This window comes from Bacillus sp. FSL M8-0025, from assembly GCF_037975475.1.
In the GTDB taxonomy this organism is placed as follows: Bacteria; Bacillota; Bacilli; order Bacillales; family Bacillaceae; genus Bacillus; species Bacillus subtilis.
Genome location: NZ_CP150258.1, coordinates 3,019,495 through 3,041,518 on the forward strand (window position 1 = coordinate 3,019,495; position 22,024 = coordinate 3,041,518).

General features: G+C 45.7%; 16 protein-coding genes, 15 tRNA genes, 3 rRNA genes and 2 riboswitches. Of the genes, 7 read left to right on the forward strand and 27 right to left on the reverse strand.

Annotated features, from left to right (window positions below):
* Positions 1-11 precede the first annotated feature (11 nt).
* The 18 genes from MKX38_RS15655 to MKX38_RS15740 all read right to left on the reverse strand — a co-directional run bounded on the left by MKX38_RS15655 (position 12) and on the right by MKX38_RS15740 (position 6,226).
* Positions 12-87 (reverse strand) — tRNA-Phe (locus MKX38_RS15655).
* Positions 88-99: 12 nt separating this feature from the next.
* Positions 100-176 (reverse strand) — tRNA-Asp (locus tag MKX38_RS15660).
* A gap of 11 nt (positions 177-187) precedes the next feature.
* Positions 188-264, reverse strand: a tRNA-Met gene (locus MKX38_RS15665).
* Between the two features lie 17 nt (positions 265-281).
* Positions 282-374 (reverse strand) — tRNA-Ser (locus tag MKX38_RS15670).
* A 6-nt stretch (positions 375-380) separates the two neighbouring features.
* Positions 381-457 (reverse strand) — tRNA-Ile (locus MKX38_RS15675).
* Positions 458-459: 2 nt separating this feature from the next.
* Positions 460-536, reverse strand: a tRNA-Met gene (locus MKX38_RS15680).
* 20 nt (positions 537-556) lie between these two features.
* Positions 557-629, reverse strand: a tRNA-Ala gene (locus tag MKX38_RS15685).
* Between the two features lie 5 nt (positions 630-634).
* Positions 635-711: transfer RNA gene (locus MKX38_RS15690), tRNA-Pro, on the reverse strand.
* 14 nt (positions 712-725) lie between these two features.
* Positions 726-802: transfer RNA gene (locus MKX38_RS15695), tRNA-Arg, on the reverse strand.
* A gap of 9 nt (positions 803-811) precedes the next feature.
* A tRNA-Leu gene (locus tag MKX38_RS15700) sits at positions 812-897 on the reverse strand.
* Between the two features lie 14 nt (positions 898-911).
* Positions 912-986, reverse strand: a tRNA-Gly gene (locus MKX38_RS15705).
* Between the two features lie 5 nt (positions 987-991).
* Positions 992-1,078 (reverse strand) — tRNA-Leu (locus MKX38_RS15710).
* 10 nt (positions 1,079-1,088) lie between these two features.
* A tRNA-Lys gene (locus MKX38_RS15715) sits at positions 1,089-1,164 on the reverse strand.
* A gap of 37 nt (positions 1,165-1,201) precedes the next feature.
* Positions 1,202-1,277, reverse strand: a tRNA-Thr gene (locus MKX38_RS15720).
* Positions 1,278-1,309: 32 nt separating this feature from the next.
* Positions 1,310-1,385, reverse strand: a tRNA-Val gene (locus MKX38_RS15725).
* 22 nt (positions 1,386-1,407) lie between these two features.
* Positions 1,408-1,523 (reverse strand): 5S ribosomal RNA (gene rrf, locus MKX38_RS15730).
* Positions 1,524-1,578: 55 nt separating this feature from the next.
* A 23S ribosomal RNA gene (locus MKX38_RS15735) occupies positions 1,579-4,506 on the reverse strand.
* Positions 4,507-4,676: 170 nt separating this feature from the next.
* A 16S ribosomal RNA gene (locus MKX38_RS15740) occupies positions 4,677-6,226 on the reverse strand.
* The 16S, 23S and 5S rRNA genes sit together here with 15 tRNA genes alongside, the layout of an rRNA operon.
* 466 nt (positions 6,227-6,692) lie before the next feature.
* Positions 6,693-6,794, forward strand: a riboswitch (TPP riboswitch).
* A gap of 99 nt (positions 6,795-6,893) precedes the next feature.
* Between MKX38_RS15740 and thiT the strand changes: the two genes are divergently transcribed.
* Complete coding sequence (gene thiT, locus MKX38_RS15745; RefSeq protein ID WP_339187672.1) at positions 6,894-7,472, forward strand: energy-coupled thiamine transporter ThiT; 579 nt, start codon at positions 6,894-6,896, stop codon at positions 7,470-7,472.
* A gap of 41 nt (positions 7,473-7,513) precedes the next feature.
* Here thiT and MKX38_RS15750 read toward each other — a convergent pair whose 3' ends face one another.
* The 3 genes from MKX38_RS15750 to MKX38_RS15760 are packed head-to-tail and all read right to left on the reverse strand — an operon-like array spanning position 7,514 to position 10,127.
* A complete protein-coding gene (locus MKX38_RS15750; protein WP_129134367.1) occupies positions 7,514-8,035 on the reverse strand; it encodes a GNAT family N-acetyltransferase in 522 nt (173 codons plus the stop codon).
* Between the two features lie 17 nt (positions 8,036-8,052).
* Complete coding sequence (gene floT, locus MKX38_RS15755; protein ID WP_003228960.1) at positions 8,053-9,582, reverse strand: flotillin lipid rafts scaffold protein FloT; 1,530 nt, start codon at positions 9,580-9,582, stop codon at positions 8,053-8,055.
* 20 nt (positions 9,583-9,602) lie between these two features.
* Entirely contained in the window at positions 9,603-10,127 is a 525-nt protein-coding gene (locus tag MKX38_RS15760; RefSeq protein WP_015251368.1) for an NfeD family protein, read from the reverse strand.
* Between the two features lie 167 nt (positions 10,128-10,294).
* On the opposite strand from MKX38_RS15760, the gene MKX38_RS15765 reads away from it, so the two are divergent.
* Positions 10,295-10,783 carry a DinB family protein gene (locus tag MKX38_RS15765; protein ID WP_003242867.1) on the forward strand — a complete coding sequence of 163 codons (489 nt, stop codon included), beginning with the start codon at positions 10,295-10,297 and terminating at the stop codon, positions 10,781-10,783.
* A 5-nt stretch (positions 10,784-10,788) separates the two neighbouring features.
* On the opposite strand, the gene MKX38_RS15770 is transcribed toward MKX38_RS15765, so the two are convergent.
* The 3 genes from MKX38_RS15770 to betB form a co-directional block, all read right to left on the reverse strand.
* Positions 10,789-11,367 carry an MOSC domain-containing protein gene (locus tag MKX38_RS15770; RefSeq protein WP_015251367.1) on the reverse strand — a complete coding sequence of 193 codons (579 nt, stop codon included), beginning with the start codon at positions 11,365-11,367 and terminating at the stop codon, positions 10,789-10,791.
* Between the two features lie 87 nt (positions 11,368-11,454).
* A complete protein-coding gene (gbsB, locus tag MKX38_RS15775) occupies positions 11,455-12,663 on the reverse strand; it encodes a choline dehydrogenase (protein ID WP_003243227.1) in 1,209 nt (402 codons plus the stop codon).
* 16 nt (positions 12,664-12,679) lie between these two features.
* The gene (betB, locus tag MKX38_RS15780) at positions 12,680-14,152 is read right to left on the reverse strand and encodes a betaine-aldehyde dehydrogenase (RefSeq protein ID WP_003243430.1); all 1,473 of its coding nucleotides are present in this window, start codon (positions 14,150-14,152) and stop codon (positions 12,680-12,682) included.
* Between the two features lie 198 nt (positions 14,153-14,350).
* Here betB and gbsR point away from each other — a divergent pair, with 198 nt between their 5' ends.
* The 4 genes from gbsR (at position 14,351) to ktrB (ending at position 18,014) form a co-directional block, all read left to right on the forward strand.
* Positions 14,351-14,893: a transcriptional regulator GbsR gene (gbsR, locus tag MKX38_RS15785; RefSeq protein ID WP_014480661.1), complete on the forward strand. Its 543-nt coding sequence runs from the start codon at positions 14,351-14,353 to the stop codon at positions 14,891-14,893.
* A 197-nt stretch (positions 14,894-15,090) separates the two neighbouring features.
* A complete protein-coding gene (gene bslA / locus MKX38_RS15790; RefSeq protein WP_003243556.1) occupies positions 15,091-15,636 on the forward strand; it encodes a biofilm surface layer hydrophobin BslA in 546 nt (181 codons plus the stop codon).
* A 144-nt stretch (positions 15,637-15,780) separates the two neighbouring features.
* Positions 15,781-15,929, forward strand: a riboswitch (cyclic di-AMP (ydaO/yuaA leader).
* A gap of 72 nt (positions 15,930-16,001) precedes the next feature.
* Complete coding sequence (ktrA, locus tag MKX38_RS15795) at positions 16,002-16,670, forward strand: potassium uptake protein KtrA (RefSeq protein WP_029318513.1); 669 nt, start codon at positions 16,002-16,004, stop codon at positions 16,668-16,670.
* Between the two features lie 6 nt (positions 16,671-16,676).
* Positions 16,677-18,014, forward strand: coding sequence for a Ktr system potassium transporter KtrB (gene ktrB, locus MKX38_RS15800; protein ID WP_029318512.1), 1,338 nt, complete (start codon positions 16,677-16,679; stop codon positions 18,012-18,014).
* Between the two features lie 35 nt (positions 18,015-18,049).
* Here the strand turns inward: ktrB and MKX38_RS15805 are convergent, their stop codons facing one another.
* The 3 genes from MKX38_RS15805 to MKX38_RS15815 all read right to left on the reverse strand — a co-directional run bounded on the left by MKX38_RS15805 (position 18,050) and on the right by MKX38_RS15815 (position 20,966).
* On the reverse strand, positions 18,050-18,313 hold the full coding sequence (locus tag MKX38_RS15805; RefSeq protein ID WP_003222348.1) for a YiaA/YiaB family protein: 264 nt from the start codon (positions 18,311-18,313) through the stop codon (positions 18,050-18,052).
* A 108-nt stretch (positions 18,314-18,421) separates the two neighbouring features.
* Complete coding sequence (gene lytG, locus MKX38_RS15810; protein ID WP_003228938.1) at positions 18,422-19,270, reverse strand: exo-glucosaminidase LytG; 849 nt, start codon at positions 19,268-19,270, stop codon at positions 18,422-18,424.
* A gap of 160 nt (positions 19,271-19,430) precedes the next feature.
* Positions 19,431-20,966, reverse strand: coding sequence for an MFS transporter (locus MKX38_RS15815; protein ID WP_339187677.1), 1,536 nt, complete (start codon positions 20,964-20,966; stop codon positions 19,431-19,433).
* A 502-nt stretch (positions 20,967-21,468) separates the two neighbouring features.
* Between MKX38_RS15815 and cdoA the strand changes: the two genes are divergently transcribed.
* Positions 21,469-21,954 (forward strand): cysteine dioxygenase, encoded by a 486-nt coding sequence (gene cdoA / locus MKX38_RS15820; RefSeq protein WP_015251362.1) that lies wholly within the window; start codon positions 21,469-21,471, stop codon positions 21,952-21,954.
* The last annotated feature ends 70 nt before the right edge of the window (positions 21,955-22,024 follow it).

The window sequence follows — 22,024 nt, forward strand, 5'->3', positions numbered from 1 at the left end:
ATATTGATAAATGGTGGCTCGGGACGGAATCGAACCGCCGACACACGGATTTTCAGTCCGTTGCTCTACCAACTGAGCTACCGAGCCTTAGTATTTAAATGGCGGTCCGGACGGGACTCGAACCCGCGACCTCCTGCGTGACAGGCAGGCATTCTAACCAACTGAACTACCGGACCATTTTAAAATTTGGTTGCGGGGGCAGGATTTGAACCTGCGACCTTCGGGTTATGAGCCCGACGAGCTACCGAACTGCTCCACCCCGCGATGATTAGGAATATGTATGGCGGAGGAAGAGGGATTCGAACCCCCGCGGGCTTTGACACCCCTGTCGGTTTTCAAGACCGATCCCTTCAGCCAGACTTGGGTATTCCTCCGTATAGTGGTGGACCTTGTAGGACTCGAACCTACGACCGGACGGTTATGAGCCGTCTGCTCTAACCAACTGAGCTAAAGGTCCATTGGTAGCGGCGGAGGGGATCGAACCCCCGACCTCACGGGTATGAACCGTACGCTCTAGCCAGCTGAGCTACACCGCCAAATATTTTTTAAAATCAAGTGGAGCCTAGCGGGATCGAACCGCTGACCTCCTGCGTGCAAAGCAGGCGCTCTCCCAGCTGAGCTAAGGCCCCAAGAATGGTCGGGAAGACAGGATTCGAACCTGCGACCCCATGGTCCCAAACCATGTGCTCTACCAAGCTGAGCTACTTCCCGATTTCATATAGATCTGGCGCGCCCGAGAGGAGTCGAACCCCTAACCTTTTGATCCGTAGTCAAACGCTCTATCCAATTGAGCTACGGGCGCAACACTTAATGCCGAGGGCCGGACTTGAACCGGCACGGTAGTCACCTACCGCAGGATTTTAAGTCCTGTGTGTCTGCCAATTCCACCACCCCGGCGTGGATGGTATAGTTGGAGCGGAAGACGGGATTCGAACCCGCGACCCCCACCTTGGCAAGGTGGTGTTCTACCACTGAACTACTTCCGCAGAAATGGTGCGGATGAAGGGACTTGAACCCCCACGTCTGTAAAGACACTAGAGCCTGATTCTAGCGCGTCTGCCAATTCCGCCACATCCGCAACATGTAAATGGTGAGCCATGAAGGACTCGAACCTTCGACCCTCTGATTAAAAGTCAGATGCTCTACCAACTGAGCTAATGGCTCTTCTTACAAGAGACTTGAATATTATATCATATAAAAGTGGTGCCGGCAAGAGGACTTGAACCCCCAACCTACTGATTACAAGTCAGTTGCTCTACCAATTGAGCTACACCGGCATATATGTAAAACCGATATGTATAATGAAAAATGGTGGAGGATGACGGGCTCGAACCGCCGACCCTCTGCTTGTAAGGCAGATGCTCTCCCAGCTGAGCTAATCCTCCATACTTGCACTAACGTGCAATTGCTTGGCGGCGTCCTACTCTCACAGGGAGAAACCCCCGACTACCATCGGCGCTGAAGAGCTTAACTTCCGTGTTCGGTATGGGAACGGGTGTGACCTCTTCGCTATCGCCACCAAACAAATTGAGAGTGTTCTCTCAAAACTAGATAACAGGTGTGACATCATTCAAAAATATGGTTAAGTCCTCGATCGATTAGTATCTGTCAGCTCCATGTGTCGCCACACTTCCACCTCAGACCTATCAACCTGATCATCTTTCAGGGATCTTACTTCCTTGCGGAATGGGAAATCTCATCTTGAGGGGGGCTTCATGCTTAGATGCTTTCAGCACTTATCCCGTCCGCACATAGCTACCCAGCGATGCCCTTGGCAGAACAACTGGTACACCAGCGGTGCGTCCATCCCGGTCCTCTCGTACTAAGGACAGCTCCTCTCAAATTTCCTGCGCCCGCGACGGATAGGGACCGAACTGTCTCACGACGTTCTGAACCCAGCTCGCGTACCGCTTTAATGGGCGAACAGCCCAACCCTTGGGACCGACTACAGCCCCAGGATGCGATGAGCCGACATCGAGGTGCCAAACCTCCCCGTCGATGTGGACTCTTGGGGGAGATAAGCCTGTTATCCCCGGGGTAGCTTTTATCCGTTGAGCGATGGCCCTTCCATGCGGAACCACCGGATCACTAAGCCCGACTTTCGTCCCTGCTCGACTTGTAGGTCTCGCAGTCAAGCTCCCTTGTGCCTTTACACTCTGCGAATGATTTCCAACCATTCTGAGGGAACCTTTGGGCGCCTCCGTTACCTTTTAGGAGGCGACCGCCCCAGTCAAACTGCCCACCTGACACTGTCTCCCCGCCCGATAAGGGCGGCGGGTTAGAAGGTCAATACAGCCAGGGTAGTATCCCACCGATGCCTCCACCGAAGCTGGCGCTCCGGTTTCCAAGGCTCCTACCTATCCTGTACAAGCTGTACCAACATTCAATATCAGGCTGCAGTAAAGCTCCACGGGGTCTTTCCGTCCTGTCGCGGGTAACCTGCATCTTCACAGGTACTATAATTTCACCGAGTCTCTCGTTGAGACAGTGCCCAGATCGTTGCGCCTTTCGTGCGGGTCGGAACTTACCCGACAAGGAATTTCGCTACCTTAGGACCGTTATAGTTACGGCCGCCGTTTACTGGGGCTTCAATTCGCACCTTCGCTTACGCTAAGCGCTCCTCTTAACCTTCCAGCACCGGGCAGGCGTCAGCCCCTATACTTCGCCTTACGGCTTCGCAGAGACCTGTGTTTTTGCTAAACAGTCGCCTGGGCCTATTCACTGCGGCTCTCTCGGGCTTGCACCCTAACAGAGCACCCCTTCTCCCGAAGTTACGGGGTCATTTTGCCGAGTTCCTTAACGAGAGTTCTCTCGATCACCTTAGGATTCTCTCCTCGCCTACCTGTGTCGGTTTGCGGTACGGGCACCTCTCACCTCGCTAGAGGCTTTTCTTGGCAGTGTGGAATCAGGAACTTCGCTACTATATTTCGCTCGCCATCACAGCTCAGCCTTATGGGAAACGGATTTGCCTATTTCCCAGCCTAACTGCTTGGACGCGGATATCCAATACCGCGCTTACCCTATCCTCCTGCGTCCCCCCATTGCTCAAATGGTGAGGAGGTGGTACAGGAATATCAACCTGTTGTCCATCGCCTACGCCTTTCGGCCTCGGCTTAGGTCCCGACTAACCCTGAGCGGACGAGCCTTCCTCAGGAAACCTTAGGCATTCGGTGGAGGGGATTCTCACCCCTCTTTCGCTACTCATACCGGCATTCTCACTTCTAAGCGCTCCACCAGTCCTTCCGGTCTGGCTTCACAGCCCTTAGAACGCTCTCCTACCACTGTTCGAAGAACAGTCCGCAGCTTCGGTGATACGTTTAGCCCCGGTACATTTTCGGCGCAGAGTCACTCGACCAGTGAGCTATTACGCACTCTTTAAATGGTGGCTGCTTCTAAGCCAACATCCTGGTTGTCTAAGCAACTCCACATCCTTTTCCACTTAACGTATACTTTGGGACCTTAGCTGGCGGTCTGGGCTGTTTCCCTTTCGACTACGGATCTTATCACTCGCAGTCTGACTCCCAAGGATAAGTCATTGGCATTCGGAGTTTGACTGAATTCGGTAACCCGGTAGGGGCCCCTAGTCCAATCAGTGCTCTACCTCCAAGACTCTTACCTTGAGGCTAGCCCTAAAGCTATTTCGGAGAGAACCAGCTATCTCCAGGTTCGATTGGCATTTCACCCCTACCCACACCTCATCCCCGCACTTTTCAACGTGCGTGGGTTCGGGCCTCCATTCAGTGTTACCTGAACTTCACCCTGGACATGGGTAGATCACCTGGTTTCGGGTCTACGACCACGTACTCATGCGCCCTATTCAGACTCGCTTTCGCTGCGGCTCCGCATCTTCTGCTTAACCTTGCACGGGATCGTAACTCGCCGGTTCATTCTACAAAAGGCACGCCATCACCCGTTAACGGGCTCTGACTACTTGTAGGCACACGGTTTCAGGATCTCTTTCACTCCCCTTCCGGGGTGCTTTTCACCTTTCCCTCACGGTACTGGTTCACTATCGGTCACTAGGGAGTATTTAGCCTTGGGAGATGGTCCTCCCGGATTCCGACGGAATTTCACGTGTTCCGCCGTACTCAGGATCCACTCAGGAGAGAACGAAGTTTTGACTACAGGGCTGTTACCTCCTATGGCGGGCCTTTCCAGACCTCTTCATCTACCTCGTTCCTTTGTAACTCCGTACAGAGTGTCCTACAACCCCAAGAGGCAAGCCTCTTGGTTTGGGCTAATCCCGTTTCGCTCGCCGCTACTCAGGGAATCGCATTTGCTTTCTCTTCCTCCGGGTACTTAGATGTTTCAGTTCCCCGGGTCTGCCTTCTCATATCCTATGAATTCAGATATGGATACCACTCCATTACGAGTGGTGGGTTTCCCCATTCGGAAATCTCCGGATCAAAGCTTGCTTACAGCTCCCCGAAGCATATCGGTGTTCGTCCCGTCCTTCATCGGCTCCTAGTGCCAAGGCATCCACCGTGCGCCCTTTCTAACTTAACCGTTAAAAAGAATCACTATGTGATATCTTGTATTACTAATTGAATGTGATGTCTACTGTTATCTAGTTTTCAAAGAACACGTTTCGAAGGAATGATCCTTCAAAACTAAACAAGACAGGGAACGTTCTGTTTATAAGACCCAAGGTCTTATATTCCGTATAATATCCTTAGAAAGGAGGTGATCCAGCCGCACCTTCCGATACGGCTACCTTGTTACGACTTCACCCCAATCATCTGTCCCACCTTCGGCGGCTGGCTCCTAAAAGGTTACCTCACCGACTTCGGGTGTTACAAACTCTCGTGGTGTGACGGGCGGTGTGTACAAGGCCCGGGAACGTATTCACCGCGGCATGCTGATCCGCGATTACTAGCGATTCCAGCTTCACGCAGTCGAGTTGCAGACTGCGATCCGAACTGAGAACAGATTTGTGGGATTGGCTTAACCTCGCGGTTTCGCTGCCCTTTGTTCTGTCCATTGTAGCACGTGTGTAGCCCAGGTCATAAGGGGCATGATGATTTGACGTCATCCCCACCTTCCTCCGGTTTGTCACCGGCAGTCACCTTAGAGTGCCCAACTGAATGCTGGCAACTAAGATCAAGGGTTGCGCTCGTTGCGGGACTTAACCCAACATCTCACGACACGAGCTGACGACAACCATGCACCACCTGTCACTCTGCCCCCGAAGGGGACGTCCTATCTCTAGGATTGTCAGAGGATGTCAAGACCTGGTAAGGTTCTTCGCGTTGCTTCGAATTAAACCACATGCTCCACCGCTTGTGCGGGCCCCCGTCAATTCCTTTGAGTTTCAGTCTTGCGACCGTACTCCCCAGGCGGAGTGCTTAATGCGTTAGCTGCAGCACTAAGGGGCGGAAACCCCCTAACACTTAGCACTCATCGTTTACGGCGTGGACTACCAGGGTATCTAATCCTGTTCGCTCCCCACGCTTTCGCTCCTCAGCGTCAGTTACAGACCAGAGAGTCGCCTTCGCCACTGGTGTTCCTCCACATCTCTACGCATTTCACCGCTACACGTGGAATTCCACTCTCCTCTTCTGCACTCAAGTTCCCCAGTTTCCAATGACCCTCCCCGGTTGAGCCGGGGGCTTTCACATCAGACTTAAGAAACCGCCTGCGAGCCCTTTACGCCCAATAATTCCGGACAACGCTTGCCACCTACGTATTACCGCGGCTGCTGGCACGTAGTTAGCCGTGGCTTTCTGGTTAGGTACCGTCAAGGTACCGCCCTATTCGAACGGTACTTGTTCTTCCCTAACAACAGAGCTTTACGATCCGAAAACCTTCATCACTCACGCGGCGTTGCTCCGTCAGACTTTCGTCCATTGCGGAAGATTCCCTACTGCTGCCTCCCGTAGGAGTCTGGGCCGTGTCTCAGTCCCAGTGTGGCCGATCACCCTCTCAGGTCGGCTACGCATCGTCGCCTTGGTGAGCCGTTACCTCACCAACTAGCTAATGCGCCGCGGGTCCATCTGTAAGTGGTAGCCGAAGCCACCTTTTATGTTTGAACCATGCGGTTCAAACAACCATCCGGTATTAGCCCCGGTTTCCCGGAGTTATCCCAGTCTTACAGGCAGGTTACCCACGTGTTACTCACCCGTCCGCCGCTAACATCAGGGAGCAAGCTCCCATCTGTCCGCTCGACTTGCATGTATTAGGCACGCCGCCAGCGTTCGTCCTGAGCCAGGATCAAACTCTCCGATAAATGGATCACAGGTTAAGTTCACCGCATCCTGCGGCGACACCTGTGTGACCTGCGTCGTGCAGGCCCTAGTTTGACTGACTACGCACATCGCTGTGCGATTTTTAAAAACTGAATTAACAGGTACGTTTTGTCTTGTTTAGTTTTCAAAGATCATTTCGTTACTTCTCAATGAAGCAGCTTTACTAATATAACATTCAGCTTCTTTTTTGTCAACAACTTTTTTCAAGTTGTTTTGAAGCATCTAGTTTGTGTCCGCTGTGCATCAGCGACGTTTAATAATATAACACCTGTATTTATTTATTGCAATAGTTTTTTTAAAAAAATCTATAAAACAAATAAACTATAATCCTCGCCATGATTTCTAAAGCGTGTGTATCATATAAGTTTCTTAAAAGAACATATACATCAGTCATGTGATCTTGTTGTTTTTTTCGTTTTCTTGTATAGTAGAAACGAACTAAATACTGATGACCACAAGGGGAGCATTAAAGCTGAGAGTGAGCGGTTTCGTTCTGACCCTTTGAACCTGTTAGTTAACGCTGGCGTAGGGATGTGGCAAAGTCAAATGAATTGCAGATCGTAAAGCAGTGCGTGGAACTTTTCTCATCCTTCCGCGTGCTGCTTTTTTGTTGTCCTTTTGGTTGTCTGTCAATGGAAGGAGATAGATATGAAACAATCTAAGCAACTGGTTCGCCTTATTGAAATTGCCATTATGACAGCGGCAGCCGTTATTTTAGACATTGTCTCAGGAATGTTTCTTAGCATGCCTCAAGGAGGCTCGGTCTCCATCATGATGATTCCGATCTTTTTAATTTCGTTTCGCTGGGGTGTCAAAGCAGGTCTTACTACAGGTTTGTTGACAGGTCTAGTACAAATAGCAATCGGAAACTTGTTTGCTCAACATCCTGTACAGCTATTGTTAGATTACATTGTCGCTTTCGCAGCAATCGGCATAAGCGGCTGTTTCGCTTCTTCTGTCCGTAAAGCCGCTGTATCAAAAACAAAAGGGAAATTGATTGTTTCAGTGGTCAGCGCAGTTTTTATCGGCAGTTTGCTGCGCTATGCCGCGCATGTCATTTCAGGAGCTGTGTTTTTCGGCAGCTTTGCTCCAAAAGGAACGCCGGTATGGATTTATTCTTTAACTTATAATGCGACTTACATGGTTCCTTCATTCATTATTTGTGCAATTGTCCTATGTTTATTATTTATGACAGCACCCCGTTTGCTTAAAAGTGACAAAGCGTAAAAGTAACAATCCCCCAGCGAATTCCGCTGGGGGATTGTTCGTTATCTGTTAAGAAGTGTTTTTAAAGCTGAAAGATCCGGCCAGCCAAGACCTACTTCTTTCAGCCTTACTCCGGCAATTTCAAAGTTGTCCTCCGCTACTCTTTCAGGTGAATAGGCCTGATAAAATATAATCGAGGGATTCTGCTCAATAACCCAAACAAACATACTTGAAAAACCATGTTGAAGCAAATACTCCGCTCCTTTTGCTAAGAGCGCCCTGCCTGCACCTTGCCGCTGGCGCTCTTCCAGAAGATAAATAGCGTATAACTCGCCGTCATAGCCTTCTTGTTCAGAGCGAATAGGTCCAAATGAAGCAAAGCCGAATACTGAACCCATTTCGTCCTGAGCAACAAATACTCCCTTTAACGAGCGACTTTTCCATTTGTCTTCAAATTCCTTATAGTTCAGGCTGTTTAAATAATCAATCGGGATAATTTCGTGGTATGTTGTCCTCCAGCTGTCTACATGCACTTTTGCAATGTCCTTTATATCCTCTAACTTCGCTTCACGTACAGTTACCATACGGTTCTGCCCTTTCCTTACTCTGATTTTTGGATCGTTTTGGCTTCTTTGATTTCATTTGTTAATTCATTAATGCTTTGTTTTACGTTTCCTTTTCCTGAAAAGTTCTCAAGCATTTCTTTTACATCAATTCCTGAGGATGCTTTTAAACTTTCTTGCAGACTTGACATTAAGTTCGTCGCATAGCTGGTTACTTTGTTTGCTCCGCTTGATTCACCGCTTCCTCCTGTATCGACAACGGTGATTTTATCAATATTTGAAAGAGGTGCCGCTGCTTGTTTCGCGTATTCCGGAAGCATTTTGACAATCATATCGAAAATCGCCGCCTGCCCGTACTGTTCAAAGGCGGCCGCAATTTTCTCTTTTGCTTCCGCTTCTGCAAGACCTTTCAGGCGGATAACCTCTGCCTCTGTCTCTCCTTTCGCTTTTTCCGCTTCTGCTTTTGCTAGCCCGTCAATTCTTACTTTTTCCGCCTCAGCCTTTGCCATTGCTTCAATACTGTACTTCTTGGCATCGGCTTCCGCGAGCTGTTTGGCTTTCTCAGCTGCTGCGGACTGCTCAACAGAATAACGGTCTGCATCGGCTTTTTTCTTTACCTCTGAGTCGTATTGACGTTCACGGCGAAGAATTTCTTTTTCTTCTAGTTCTATTTGTTTTTGGCGTTCGATAATTTTAACCTGCATTTCCTGCTCTGTGACTTGCTGGCGCGCTCTGGCAGTCTCTAAATCATATGCCTGGTCGGCATTCGCTTTTGCCGTATCTTGTTCTCTGCGGAATTCAGCCATTTTGAGCTGATTGATTTTTTCAGCTTCAGCGATTTCCGTCGCCCGTTCAAGTTCTGATTTTTTTGCGTCTTTATCGGCTTCTGCCCGCTTAATTCGGGTTTCTTTATCAGCCTCTGCTGTCGCGATATCAGCATCGCGTTTTACTTGGGCAATTCTCGGTTTCCCTAATGATTCAAGATAACCGTTTTTATCACGAACATCTTTAATGGTAAACGAGACGATTACAAGCCCCATTTTCGCGAGATCCTGTGAAGCGACACGCTGCACCTCTTGAGAGAATTTTTCTCTGTTTTTATAGATTTCTTCTACTGTCATTGAGCCGAGAATGGAACGAAGGTGGCCTTCTAAAACCTCCCGCGCTTCCTGCTCACGGTCGTCTTTTGATTTCCCTAAAAATTGTTCGGCCGCTGTAGCGATTTCTCCTATAGAACCGCCGATTTTAATAATCGCAGTTCCATCGGCCATTACTGGCACTCCTTGTTCTGTATAGACTTCAGGTGTCGAAACATCGAGTTTGCTTGATAATAAGCTTAGCGGCTCTGCCTGCTGGAAGACGGGAAGGACAAAGGTTCCTCCGCCGCGGACGATTTTAATACGGTTGCCGCCTTCATCGACATGAACATTTTTATTGCCCAGATAGCTCCCTGTTACAATTAACGCTTCATCAGGCCCTGCTGTACGATACTTCGTAATAAACACAGCTATTAGTGCAATTAATAAAAAGAATACAACTCCGATGATCATTATAATCGGCATTGTCATATCAAATTCCTCCTTTTATGTTAAATGGGTTCATGCGGAGTAACCGAAAGAACTCCGTTGTTAATATCTACGACTAACACCGTTGTCCCGTAACTGATCTGCTGATTATCAAAACTGACCGCTGACTTTGAAATGGTCCCGCCTATCCCTTCTATGACCACTTCACCAAACCCGTCAACCGGCACAGCTGTAATCACTTTACCGAGTCTTCCTCTGAGATCATCTTCTCTATATGCCAATGATTCTTCTGCAGATGATAATGGTACCAGTACAAAGATGTGAAGCAATACCACCAGCATGATTGAAAGGATGCAAGATAAAAGCGCAATCAGCAAGCTCGACAGAGGCAATACGAGTTCACCTATATATCCGCCCGCTGAAAAACATGTGAAAAATGAGAGCACTAATGTCGGATTAAGAAACGGAATGCCTTCTGGCAGCCCTGCAAATACATCTCCGAAAAACAGAAATAACAGCGTAAGGCTGCCCGCAATAATAAGCGTATAAAGATAAATTGTTTGTATAGGTACTCCAAATAACTCCAATTTCCTCATCCTTTCTTCATCAATGCATTGATGAACGGCTGCCGTTACCATTAATACGAGACACCCCAGGAAAAGTTTCAAAATTTTAAGACAAATAACCCATTTGAAGTGCTTTATAAATGATAATTGCTTATATATATGGTAATGTCATTTTAGGAGGAGATATGATGAGTATCTTTAATGAAGCCAGATTAGAAACGTGGAACGAATTGAAAGGACTTTCTGACGAAAAGCTGAACCAAAAGCCTTCTGCTGAAGAATGGAGCATACGGGAAGTTCTGGACCATTTGAAAAAAATCGATATGACCGCACAAAAAATGTTGAAGGAACGTGTAAAGGACGCTCCGATTAAAGAAATTGAAGAAAAACCGCTTGAGGTAGCACAGGACAGAAATAATAAACGGAAAGCCCCGAGTCATCTTGAGCCTGCGCATGATTTTATTTCAGGCAGCCAAATGAAACGTGAGCTTGATGTGGTAAGAGAGCAGCTGACTGCTGCGATTGCCTCTCTGAAAGAAGAAGATTTTGAAAGAGTGCTTCCGCATCCTGTGTTTCAAGAGCTGACTGTCAGACAGTGGATCGATTTTATCGGCCATCATGAAAAACGGCACCTCAGCCAAATGAAAGAAATTAAAGAAAAGATAGAAAGGGCCTGATTTAATCAGACCCTTTCTGCTTTTCGTTTGACTTTTCGCTGATAGGAATGAACTTCTATTTCATCACCTGTGTAAACAGCACCAGGTCTCTCCACAATACAGACAATCCCTCTAATGCCCAGTGCGTGGCGGACGAAAGCCGACGCCAGCTTCGGTTGGTCCGGATAATAAGACTGAATGACTTCTCCCGGCTGGATACACGGATCATTTTCGCCCTCACACAGCAGAGCCGCTCCGCTCGGAAAAATAATCCGGCTTCCTTCTTTTAATGAAGTAAGATCTGGCATACCGCTGACTGCCACATTCGCCCCGAGCCATTCCGGCAAAATTCTCGGCACTCCCATTTTTAAAGCGATTTCGTTGCATTCCTCTATTGAAACAATTGAAATTTGTCTGCGGTTGAAAATTTCAGTCCCTCTTGAAAACATTGGTTCTCTGGCTCCCGCTTTTTTGGTCAGGCCAAAATGCAAGTCGCCGGGGATGCCGCCATAATCAAAATCAAGCTTGTCCATTTGCTTTGTTACGAAGCTTTCTGTATCTGCGATATATAAGCCTTCCGCTTTTGCAGTCATCCGCTTCCACATCAGCTGGCACCTTCTTTCTTATCTAAAATTTCCACCTATGCTTCATTATCCCAAAAAATCCCGCTCTGTAAAGGAGCGGGATTTTGATTATACCGTTTTAGGCGTAAGGTTAAAGCAGCGCTTGTAGATCCAGTTGTATGCTTTTTCATTTAAATCTCTAGGGTTTCCGAAGGTTTGCGGATCTTTCATTGCTTCTTTAGACAAGCGTTCGATCATATCAGGTGATACTCCCTGCTCTTCTAAAGTCGGCACTTCTAAATCTTCGACCAGATCATACATCCAATTGACAGATGCTTTCGCAGCTTCTTCTGTTGTCATCTTGCTTGTATCAATACCGAACGCTTTCGCAATACGCGCAAACTTCTCAGGATAGCCCTTCCAGTTGTATTCCATGACAGGGCCCATCATCGCCGCTACACATTGGCCGTGAGCGACTGGGATAATACCGCCAAGCGTTTGGCTCATCGCATGAGCCGCGCCCGCTGATTCACTTCCGTAAGAAAGACCGGCAAGCATCGCTGCCTGCGCCATTCCGTACCTTGCTTCCAGATCCTCTCCGTCAGCAAATGCCCTCTTAATGTAATGAGCGGCATACTCAATCGCCATTAAGGCAACCGCATCCGTGATTGGCTGTGCAAATTTCATTGTATAGCACTCAATGGCATGGGCGAGCGCATCAATTCCCGTCATAGCTGTTACATGCGGAGGCATTGAAACATGAAGCTCAGGATCAATGATGGTCAAGTGCGCTGCAATCAGCGGACCGCCCGTGTTGAATTTGAATTCTCTTTCTTCATCTGTGATAACCGCCCATTGGGTTACTTCTGATCCTGTTCCAGCTGTAGTGGGAATTGTCGTCAGCGGAGGAATGCGGTTTTCCAGCGGTTTTTTCCCATCTGCCGCTTCATAATCAAGCACGCTTCCTTCGTGAGTCGCTTCTACTCCGATTGCTTTTGCTGTATCCATGGAGCTTCCGCCTCCGACTGCCACCAAACCATTACAGTTCTCTTTTTTGTAAAGCTCAGATCCTTCATTCACCAGACGGACAGGCGGGTTTGGCTCAACTTTATTAAAGAGCACCACTTCAATGCCTGCTTCTTTAAGTGATTCGATTACAGGATCAGCAACACCGGCTTTATAAATCCCTGGGTCTGTGACAAGGAGCGCTTTTGAAACGCCCAGTGCAGCTACTTCCTCACCCGTATGCTTGATGGCTCCGATTCCATGCTTAATCACAGTCGGAATTTCAAATGTGTGGAATTTCTGCATGCTTTCTACCTTCATATTTAATGTCATCATCAATCTCCCCCTCTTATGAATTGAACCAGTTAACCGCTGCCGGTTTTGTATTGCGGTATACATGTTTGACTTCTGTGTATTCTTCAAGGCCTATTTTTCCAAGCTCGCGTCCGAACCCGGATTGCTTATATCCGCCCCATGGCGCTTGTGCAAAGTACGGATGAAAATCGTTGATCCAAACGGTTCCCATTCTCAAGCGGGCAGCTACCCGTTCGCACTTTTCAATGTCTTTTGACCATACCGCTCCAGCCAAGCCATAGATGGTATCATTCGCAAGCTCGATTACCTCTTCTTCAGAGCTGAAGGTTTCGACTGTCAATACAGGACCGAAAACCTCTTCCTGAACGATTCTCATGTCAGAATTACAGTTTGAGAAAATAGTAGGTTCATAGAAAAAGCCGTTTTGAAGCTCAGGATCTTCCGGGCGTTTGCCTCCTGTCTCCAGCTTCGCGCCTTCCTCTATTCCGATCTCAACATATTTTTCTACCTTTGCCCTGTGCTCCGCCGAAATAAGCGGACCGCTTTCTGTCTCAGCATGAAAACCGTTTCCGAGTTTTATGCGTTTTGCCCGTTTGACCAGCTCCGCCAAAAATTGATCATGAATGGCATCCTCAACAAGCAAGCGGGAACCTGCAGAGCATACTTGGCCGGCGTGGAAAAATACAGCGTTTAAGGCCTGATCAACCGCAACTTCTAAATCCGCGTCCTTGAAAACAATATTTGGGTTTTTCCCGCCAAGTTCAAGGGCGATTTTTTTGACGTTTCCGCTTGCCGCCCGCATGATTTTTTTGCCTGTTTCAATTCCGCCCGTAAATGAAATCAAATCGACGTCTTTGTTTACGGCAAGCTCGTCGCCCACTGTGGCTCCCGGTCCAAGAACAAGATTTGCAACACCTTTTGGAACACCGGCTTCTTCCATCAGCTTAAAGACTTTGATTGTCGTCAGCGGCGTAATCTCACTCGGCTTCATGACGATTGTGTTTCCTGCGGCCAGTGCAGGGGCGATTTTCCAGCTCGCTTGAAGGAGCGGATAATTCCATGGAGTGATCTGGCCGCAAACCCCGATTGGCTCCCTAATAATTTTGCTTTCTGAATCAGGAATCGGAGATGAAATGATCTCTCCGCCATCTTTGTCTGCCAAGCCGGCGTAATATTGAAAAACATTGGCGATATCGTCCATATCGGCCTTGCTTTCTTCGAGTGTTTTTCCTGTATCAAGAGATTCAAGCTCAGCCAGCTCCTCAAGATCGCGTCTGATTAATTCCGCAATTTTCAGAACAATTTTCCCGCGTTCAAGCCCGGATAGCGAAGACCATTCTCCTTTGTCAAATGCTCTACGTGCGGCTGCGATTGCTTTGATGGCGTCCTCTCGCCCTCCCTCGCTTACAGTTGCAATTTCTTCTTGATTAAATGGGTTGATAATACTGCGGATCTGTTCTTTTTCGGCACTGATCCATTCTCCGTCAATGAATAATGTTTGACTCATATAAGCCTCCTTGACGTAAATAAAGTTTGTTAAATAAAAATTTAATGTTTTTAACAACCTTAATCTAACACATGGTTTTTAAACTGTCAAAGTCCCATTTCGATTTTTCTTTTTGACTTTTCCTCATGTTTCGTTAAGATAAAGAACATAAAGAAATAACTTAACGAATTTAATTTTCTAAAGGAAAAGAGGGTCAGTATGGATGAAAATCCAGAATTTGCAGCTATAGAACAGGCTCGGGATCTTGTTATTGACTCCATTGCTGAAACGATGGATCTTTACGGAATTACCCGCAGTGTCGGGATTTTATATGGGACGATGTATATGAGGGATGAGATGACGCTTGACGAAATGCGTGAGGAGCTGCAAATGAGCAAACCAAGCATGAGCACAGGCGTCAAAAAGCTTCAAGACTTAAATGTAGTGAAAAAAACATTTCACCGGGGCATCCGTAAGCATACATTTGTGGCTGAGAAGGATTTCTTTAAATTTTTCACAAATTTCTTTCCACCTAAATGGGAGCGGGAGGTTCAAGTGAATGTAGCAGCGATCGAGGAAGCTCAAGCTGATTTACAAAAGGTTTTATGCAAGGAAGATCTCGATGAGGATATCAAAAATGAAGCACTGCAGTTATATGATCAGCTGGAAAGCTCTAAAGCTTACTATGACTGGCTGAAACGGCTTGCTGAATCGGTGCAGACCGGAGAAATTTTTAAATTTATACCGATCGAAACAAAGTAAAGCAGAAAACGCCTGGGAAAGCAGGCGTTTTTTTGATGTAACTACTACAAATTTGAAAAATACGGGAAAAACACCCCATTTACTTCCAAAATATTTGATGGTAATTTTATGTAGGTAAAATTTGTATTTGGCCTTTCAGAGGAGGTGAAAAGCGGGCAGGCCTGTTTAATTTATCATTTTTTAGGGGGAATTTTGTTATGAAACGCAAATTATTATCTTCTTTGGCAATTAGTGCATTAAGTCTCGGGTTACTCGTTTCTGCACCTACAGCTTCTTTCGCGGCTGAATCTACATCAACTAAAGCTCATACTGAATCTACTATGAGAACACAGTCTACAGCTTCATTGTTCGCAACAATCACTGGCGCCAGCAAAACGGAATGGTCTTTCTCAGATATCGAATTGACTTACCGTCCAAACACGCTTCTCAGCCTTGGCGTTATGGAGTTTACATTGCCAAGCGGATTTACTGCAAACACGAAAGACACATTGAACGGAAATGCCTTGCGTACAACACAGATCCTCAATAACGGGAAAACAGTAAGAGTTCCTTTGGCACTTGATTTGTTAGGAGCTGGCGAATTTAAATTAAAACTGAATAACAAAACACTTCCTGCCGCAGGTACATATACTTTCCGTGCAGAGAATAAATCATTAAGCATCGGAAATAAATTTTACGCAGAAGCCAGCATTGACGTGGCTAAGCGCAGCACTCCTCCGACTCAGCCTTGCGGTTGCAACTAATGTAAAAGACCGGTTAACGCCGGTCTTTTTTGCGTTTTACCCTCCCCTTTTTCTCTAATTCCCGTTATCTTTTTTCTGGTTTAAAATTTAAATTGACAAACACTAGAAACAGGAGTAAATTCTTGAGTGTTCAATTTCATACAGTCTCTTTTACCGCTTAATCAAACACGAACGGGGGAACCAACGATTGGCTGTTTTATTAACAGCCTTGGGGTGAATCTTACTAAGTAAGAGGGGGTACTCTGAATCCCTAATCCGACAGCTAACCTCGTAGGCGTATACAGAGAGGAGGTCTATTATCGGCCATTCTTTGCAATGGTCTTTTTTGCTTCAAAAACGTTAATTCACTAAGGGAGATATGAACATTGGGAAGAATTAAAAATAAGCAATTTGCCGTGATCGGACTGGGCCGATTTGGCGGCAGCATTTGTAAAGAACTTCATAGAATGGGGCATGAGGTCCTTGCGGTTGATATCAACGAAGAAAAGGTCAATGCATATGCTTCTTACGCCACTCATGCGGTAATTGCCAACGCCACCGAAGAAAACGAATTGCTTTCATTAGGAATACGCAATTTTGAATATGTGATTGTTGCCATCGGAGCAAATATTCAAGCGAGTACGCTGACCACCCTATTATTAAAGGAGCTTGATGTTCCAAATATTTGGGTGAAGGCTCAAAACTATTATCATCACAAGGTGCTTGAAAAAATAGGCGCTGACCGCATTATTCATCCTGAAAAAGATATGGGAGTTAAAATCGCACAAAGCCTTTCAGACGAAAATGTTTTGAATTACATTGATCTATCTGATGAATACAGTATTGTCGAGCTGCTGGCTACGCGCAAGCTTGATTCAAAATCGATTATTGACCTGAATGTAAGAGCAAAGTACGGCTGCACGATCCTGGCCATTAAACATCATGGAGATATCTGTCTTTCCCCCGCGCCTGAAGACATCATTCACGAGCAAGATTGCCTGGTGATCATGGGCCACAAAAAGGATATTAAACGTTTTGAAAACGAAGGGATGTAGACAAAAGTGACACTTCAAAGGGATAAAGTGATCAAATGGGTTCGGTTTACACCGCCTCAAGTGCTTGCCATTGGTTTTTTCCTTACCATTATCATCGGGGCTGTCCTATTAATGCTTCCGATTTCCACTACGAAGCCATTGTCATGGATAGATGCCCTTTTTACTGCGGCTTCCGCTACAACTGTTACAGGGCTTGCTGTTGTCGATACCGGTACTCAATTTACGGTATTCGGGCAAACAGTTATTATGGGGCTGATTCAGATTGGCGGGCTTGGATTTATGACATTTGCGGTCTTGATCGTCATGATATTAGGAAAAAAAATCGGCTTAAAAGAACGAATGCTCGTCCAGGAAGCCTTAAACCAGCCGACAATCGGCGGTGTCATTGGCCTTGTCAAAGTCCTGTTTCTGTTTTCGATCAGTATTGAATTGATAGCAGCACTCATTTTATCCATCCGGCTTGTACCTCAGTACGGCTGGTCATCCGGCTTGTTTGCAAGTTTGTTTCACGCAATATCTGCTTTTAACAATGCCGGGTTTTCGTTGTGGCCTGATAATTTGATGAGCTACGTTGGCGATCCTACAGTAAACCTCGTGATTACTTTCTTATTTATTACAGGAGGGATCGGATTTACGGTTCTGTTTGATGTGATGAAAAATCGGCGTTTTAAAGCTTTTTCTTTACATACAAAGCTCATGCTTACAGGAACGCTGATATTGAATGCGATTGCTATGCTTACGGTCTTTATTTTAGAATACAGCAACCCTGGGACGCTCGGCCACCTGCATATAGTGGATAAACTGTGGGCGTCCTATTTTCAGGCAGTGACGCCGAGAACCGCAGGCTTCAATTCTCTAGATTTTGGAAGCATGAGAGAAGGAACAATTGTATTTACTTTATTATTGATGTTTATCGGAGCAGGAAGCGCATCAACGGCGAGCGGCATTAAGCTGACTACGTTCATCGTGATTTTAACATCTGTTATTGCTTACTTGAGAGGTAAAAAAGAAACGGTTATTTTCCGCCGTTCCATCAAATATCCGATTATCATTAAAGCTTTAGCTGTGAGCGTCACCAGTTTGTTCATCGTGTTTTTAGGGATTTTCGCCCTGACGATCACAGAACAAGCGCCATTTCTTCAAATTGTGTTTGAAACCTTTTCCGCATTCGGAACTGTCGGCCTTACGATGGGGCTTACTCCTGAACTGACAACAGCTGGCAAGTGTATCATTATTGTCATCATGTTTATCGGAAGAATTGGTCCTTTAACGTTCGTGTTTTCATTCGCAAAAACAGAGCAATCAAATATCCGTTACCCTGACGGCGAAGTGTTTACAGGGTGATATCAAAAAATCCGGCGTGCAGTCGCCGGATTTTTTTATGATTCGATATGAGATTGATTTTGTCTTTTTTCCTGTTCCGCGATGATTTCGTTATCCTCCGCGTTATCACGGGTTACTTTTTGTGTAAGAATCGCACCAACTGCTACAAGTATCATAACAGCGATGTAATAACCTTTTTCATTGAGTTCCAGATTATCAGCATTATAGAGTCCGATACTAAACAAAAATACTCCCGCAAAAAAAGTAAAATAAGCTAATACTGTAAAGGCAACCGTGTTTCTGCGTCTATATTTCTGCACCTTTGTTCCCTCCCGAAAGCATAGTTAAAAAGTGATAACTTCCGTGGAATATTATACCTCAAATTCCCCGGAATGGAACAAAGAATTAAAAATACCAGTAAAAAGGGCTTAGGTTGCCTCCTTTATTTCAACAGCTGAATCATCAATCCAGCCAATAAGTTTATCATTGATTTGGAATTGGTACCATACAGACTGGCCTTTCTGTTTTTTAGACACAACCTTTATGTCTTTGCCGACGTAAGATTGGGCAGAGGTAAGCCTTATGGACCGATCATCAGTAGAAGGCTTGGACCATACGTCTTGAACGGCACTGTCTTTAATAGAGGCGTTTAAATCCACAGATTTGAGGGATGGATTTACCTCATCGTACTCATCTAAATCGTATTTTTCCACAATAGCACTGATTTTGTCAGCGTAGTCAGGGTCTGTAGCATATCCTGATGTTTGCAGGGCGGTTGCCGCTTCCTTATAATTCCCTGCCTCAAGCACCGGTTTATACTTCTTTTTATTCCACGATGTGCCACGGACGAACAATTGGGCGTGATCATCCATAGATTCAAAAAACGTGCTGTATTTTCGAAACTTCGCGCGAATGGTTTTTCTTTTCCCTTTTTCAACTTCGTCCGTTTCCATCGTTACATGATGGCCTTTATAATTCCCTTTTACGCCAAAAAGGTTGTTGGCCTTAGCAGCCAGTTCACTGTTCCCCCAGTCCGATTCGAGAATGGCCTGAGCAATTGTGATGCTGGGGAGAACATGGTATTTTTCATACAAAATTTGGGCATGTCCGGACAGACTGTCTATAAATACTTGCTGTTCATCGATTTCTTCAGTTTCTTTGGATATTTCAATCGGTTTTGATAAAGTTGTCGCTAAAACAAACAGAGCTAGCGGAATCGATACAAGGAAAAATAGTGAAATCAAGAGTTTACGTTTTTTAAGTTTTTTACGGGCCATGAAAACCTTCCTTCGAATTAAAAGATTACGAATGTAAAAGAATCTACCTTTTAGAATTTTACTTGCACTTCTAATATTTTTCAATTCTTTAGGGATAAAGTTGGGAAAAGATTGCAAAATAAAAACCTTTTCGCTCAATGAAAAGGTTTTTACCATGTTTCTATTTTTGTAAATTTCTGAGTGCATTCCGATATTCCGTATCATTTATTACTTTATATGATTTGACAGTTGCCTTCGACAAACCTTGTGCTGAGACGGCCGGTTTTTCCGGAGCTGTTTTCGCTTTATCATGTGGTTTATGTGCCAGCTTGTGCCCCATTCCAGTGGCATTCATACAAAATGACAGGCAGACGAGCAGCACGCTAAGGATAAAAGAAATGAAGAAAAGATCATGATAAGCAGTCATCATAGAATCCTGTACCGAACCGCTTTGTCTGGCAGCATCTTTTTTCGTGAAAAAGCCGATGAGAATGGGAACTCCCATATAGACAAACAATCTTAAAAACTGAACAGCTGTCATTCTCTTGACCAAATCAGGCAGCGGGCCTCCCATGGCAGCTCCCATCAGCCCTGCGGCGACTGTCAGGCCTGTTCCCGCTGCAAGCATGATAAACAGTGCCGCGAACATATAAAGAGATGATCGATCCTGTATATGCAGCCATTGAAAATTCACAAAAACGAGAATGAGTCCGCCGATAATACCGAGCATCCCTGGTCCGACTTTATCATATAACAGAGCGCTCAAAATGGCCGCGATCGCCACTCCGATTAAAAGAGTCAAGTTTAAAAAAATGAGATGCTCCTGAGAAATATCATACATTTGACGGAGCAAGCCTTGAAAAGCAGACAGGCTGACAGCTACCGTTATCGTCCCTGCAGCTATGATCAATAATCCAAGCACCGGTTTTGGCAGCAGCATCAGTTTAATAGATATGAAGGGGTTTTTCACTTTATATTCCACAATCAATAGACCAATGAGCAAACATAACGTCCCCCCGAAACCAATCCATACATAACCCGATGACAGCCCCCATTTTTGCAGAAAAATGAATGAAACCGCTGAGGCTGCGGCAAGGAAAACAGATAAAAGAATTCCCGCACGATCAAGCGGCTGTTCTTGATCCGACGCCCCGTGATGCTCGTCATGAAGAAAGAAATAGCTCACCGCGACACCGATCAGGGACAAGGTGCCAAAGATGAAAAACAGCCATCTCCAATGCCCGCAGCTTGTTGCAATGGTTCCTAGGATTGTGCCGATGATAACAGAACCATAGAATCCCCCGATCAGCACAAGCAGTGCATAGTTCCTGCGTTCAATCGGGAATGACAGTACAAGCATTGGAATCATAATCATCAGCATGACGCCTGTTGCCGCCCCCTGTAAAAAGCGCCCTGCCGCCATCCATGCAATATCGCCTGAACATGCGATGAGCAGTGAGCCTAGTATAAAAACAGGTAATGAAGCCAGATAGACGGGACGAGCACCGAATTTTTTCCTCAGCAACGGTCCTGCCGGAACTAACAAGGCAAAGGCCATATTGCCGATCAATATCGGATTTACTGATGTGAAGACACTTGTTCCAACCGCTTTCTGAACAAGGCCTTGAACTGACGACAATGCCGTGTTAGACATCAATCCCGGCCCGACCGCTAAGACGGCGAGCAAAGAAATCACCCAATAGTGTTTTGTCTTCATGTTGTCATTCCTTCCTATATGAATACATGCGAAACACACCATTTTTTGAAAACAAAAGAAGCTAATAGATTTTGCATACCATTAGCTTTCATTCTAATATTCTCCCTTTCAGGGGAAATGATATTATTTTATTATAATTATGTGAATGAATGAGCATATAATCAAATATTATTTCAAATCGATTGTGTTTTGTCAATGGAGTAAATTTCAAGCACAACATAGAAAGCTTGAAAGCTTTTCCCCGATATTGTGTCTAGAACTGCACTTATGAATCCCTGCCCGTTCCCTCAAGCGAATTAAATCAGGCCGTCTTAATCCTTTCAATCCACTATTCCAACTAATAAACTCGAATAAGTTGGTGATAAGACAACATTTTGGCCGCACATTTTTTTGTGTTCACTGGGCGTTTGCCGCCTCTAAATTGTATATGGGTAAATACCATGAATTAACCTATGAAATACCAATGTAAGGAAATTTTAAATATTCCGGGAGGCAAAAACGAATGGAACTGTATGAGTGTATCCAAGACATTTTTGGCGGCTTGAAAAATCCATCGGTTAAAGATTTAGCAACGTCTTTAAAACAAATTCCAAACGCAGCAAAATTGAGTCAACCGTATATTAAGGAACCAGACCAGTACGCTTACGGCCGAAATGCCATCTATCGAAATAATGAATTGGAAATTATCGTGATTAACATTCCGCCAAACAAGGAGACAACAGTCCACGATCATGGTCAATCCATTGGTTGTGCAATGGTGTTAGAAGGAAAGCTTCTTAATTCTATTTATCGCTCAGCCGGCGAACACGCAGAACTCTCCAATTCATACTTTGTCCACGAAGGAGAATGCCTTATTTCAACCAAAGGTTTAATTCACAAAATGTCTAATCCCACATCCGAACGAATGGTGTCTCTTCATGTCTACTCCCCTCCTTTGGAAGACATGACGGTCTTTGAGGAACAAAAGGAGGTATTGGAAAATTCATGATTGACAGATAAACTGCTCACTTTGACTTCGCTCAACTGGAGGATTCAGAGAATGAATCTTTTCCTCAAAA

What these genes read in the sequence shown, in the direction of transcription:
- lytG (WP_003228938.1), bottom strand. Translation starts at nt 19,270, where the DNA reads ATGGCCCGTAAAAAACTTAAAAAACGTAAACTCTTGATTTCACTATTT.
- MKX38_RS15750 (WP_129134367.1), bottom strand. Translation starts at nt 8,035, where the DNA reads ATGGTAACTGTACGTGAAGCGAAGTTAGAGGATATAAAGGACATTGCA.
- bslA (WP_003243556.1), top strand. Translation starts at nt 15,091, where the DNA reads ATGAAACGCAAATTATTATCTTCTTTGGCAATTAGTGCATTAAGTCTC.
- cdoA (WP_015251362.1), top strand. Translation starts at nt 21,469, where the DNA reads ATGGAACTGTATGAGTGTATCCAAGACATTTTTGGCGGCTTGAAAAAT.
- MKX38_RS15815 (WP_339187677.1), bottom strand. Translation starts at nt 20,966, where the DNA reads ATGAAGACAAAACACTATTGGGTGATTTCTTTGCTCGCCGTCTTAGCG.
- gbsR (WP_014480661.1), top strand. Translation starts at nt 14,351, where the DNA reads ATGGATGAAAATCCAGAATTTGCAGCTATAGAACAGGCTCGGGATCTT.
- floT (WP_003228960.1), bottom strand. Translation starts at nt 9,582, where the DNA reads ATGACAATGCCGATTATAATGATCATCGGAGTTGTATTCTTTTTATTA.
- thiT (WP_339187672.1), top strand. Translation starts at nt 6,894, where the DNA reads ATGAAACAATCTAAGCAACTGGTTCGCCTTATTGAAATTGCCATTATG.
- MKX38_RS15770 (WP_015251367.1), bottom strand. Translation starts at nt 11,367, where the DNA reads ATGTGGAAGCGGATGACTGCAAAAGCGGAAGGCTTATATATCGCAGAT.
- betB (WP_003243430.1), bottom strand. Translation starts at nt 14,152, where the DNA reads ATGAGTCAAACATTATTCATTGACGGAGAATGGATCAGTGCCGAAAAA.
- gbsB (WP_003243227.1), bottom strand. Translation starts at nt 12,663, where the DNA reads ATGACATTAAATATGAAGGTAGAAAGCATGCAGAAATTCCACACATTT.
- MKX38_RS15765 (WP_003242867.1), top strand. Translation starts at nt 10,295, where the DNA reads ATGAGTATCTTTAATGAAGCCAGATTAGAAACGTGGAACGAATTGAAA.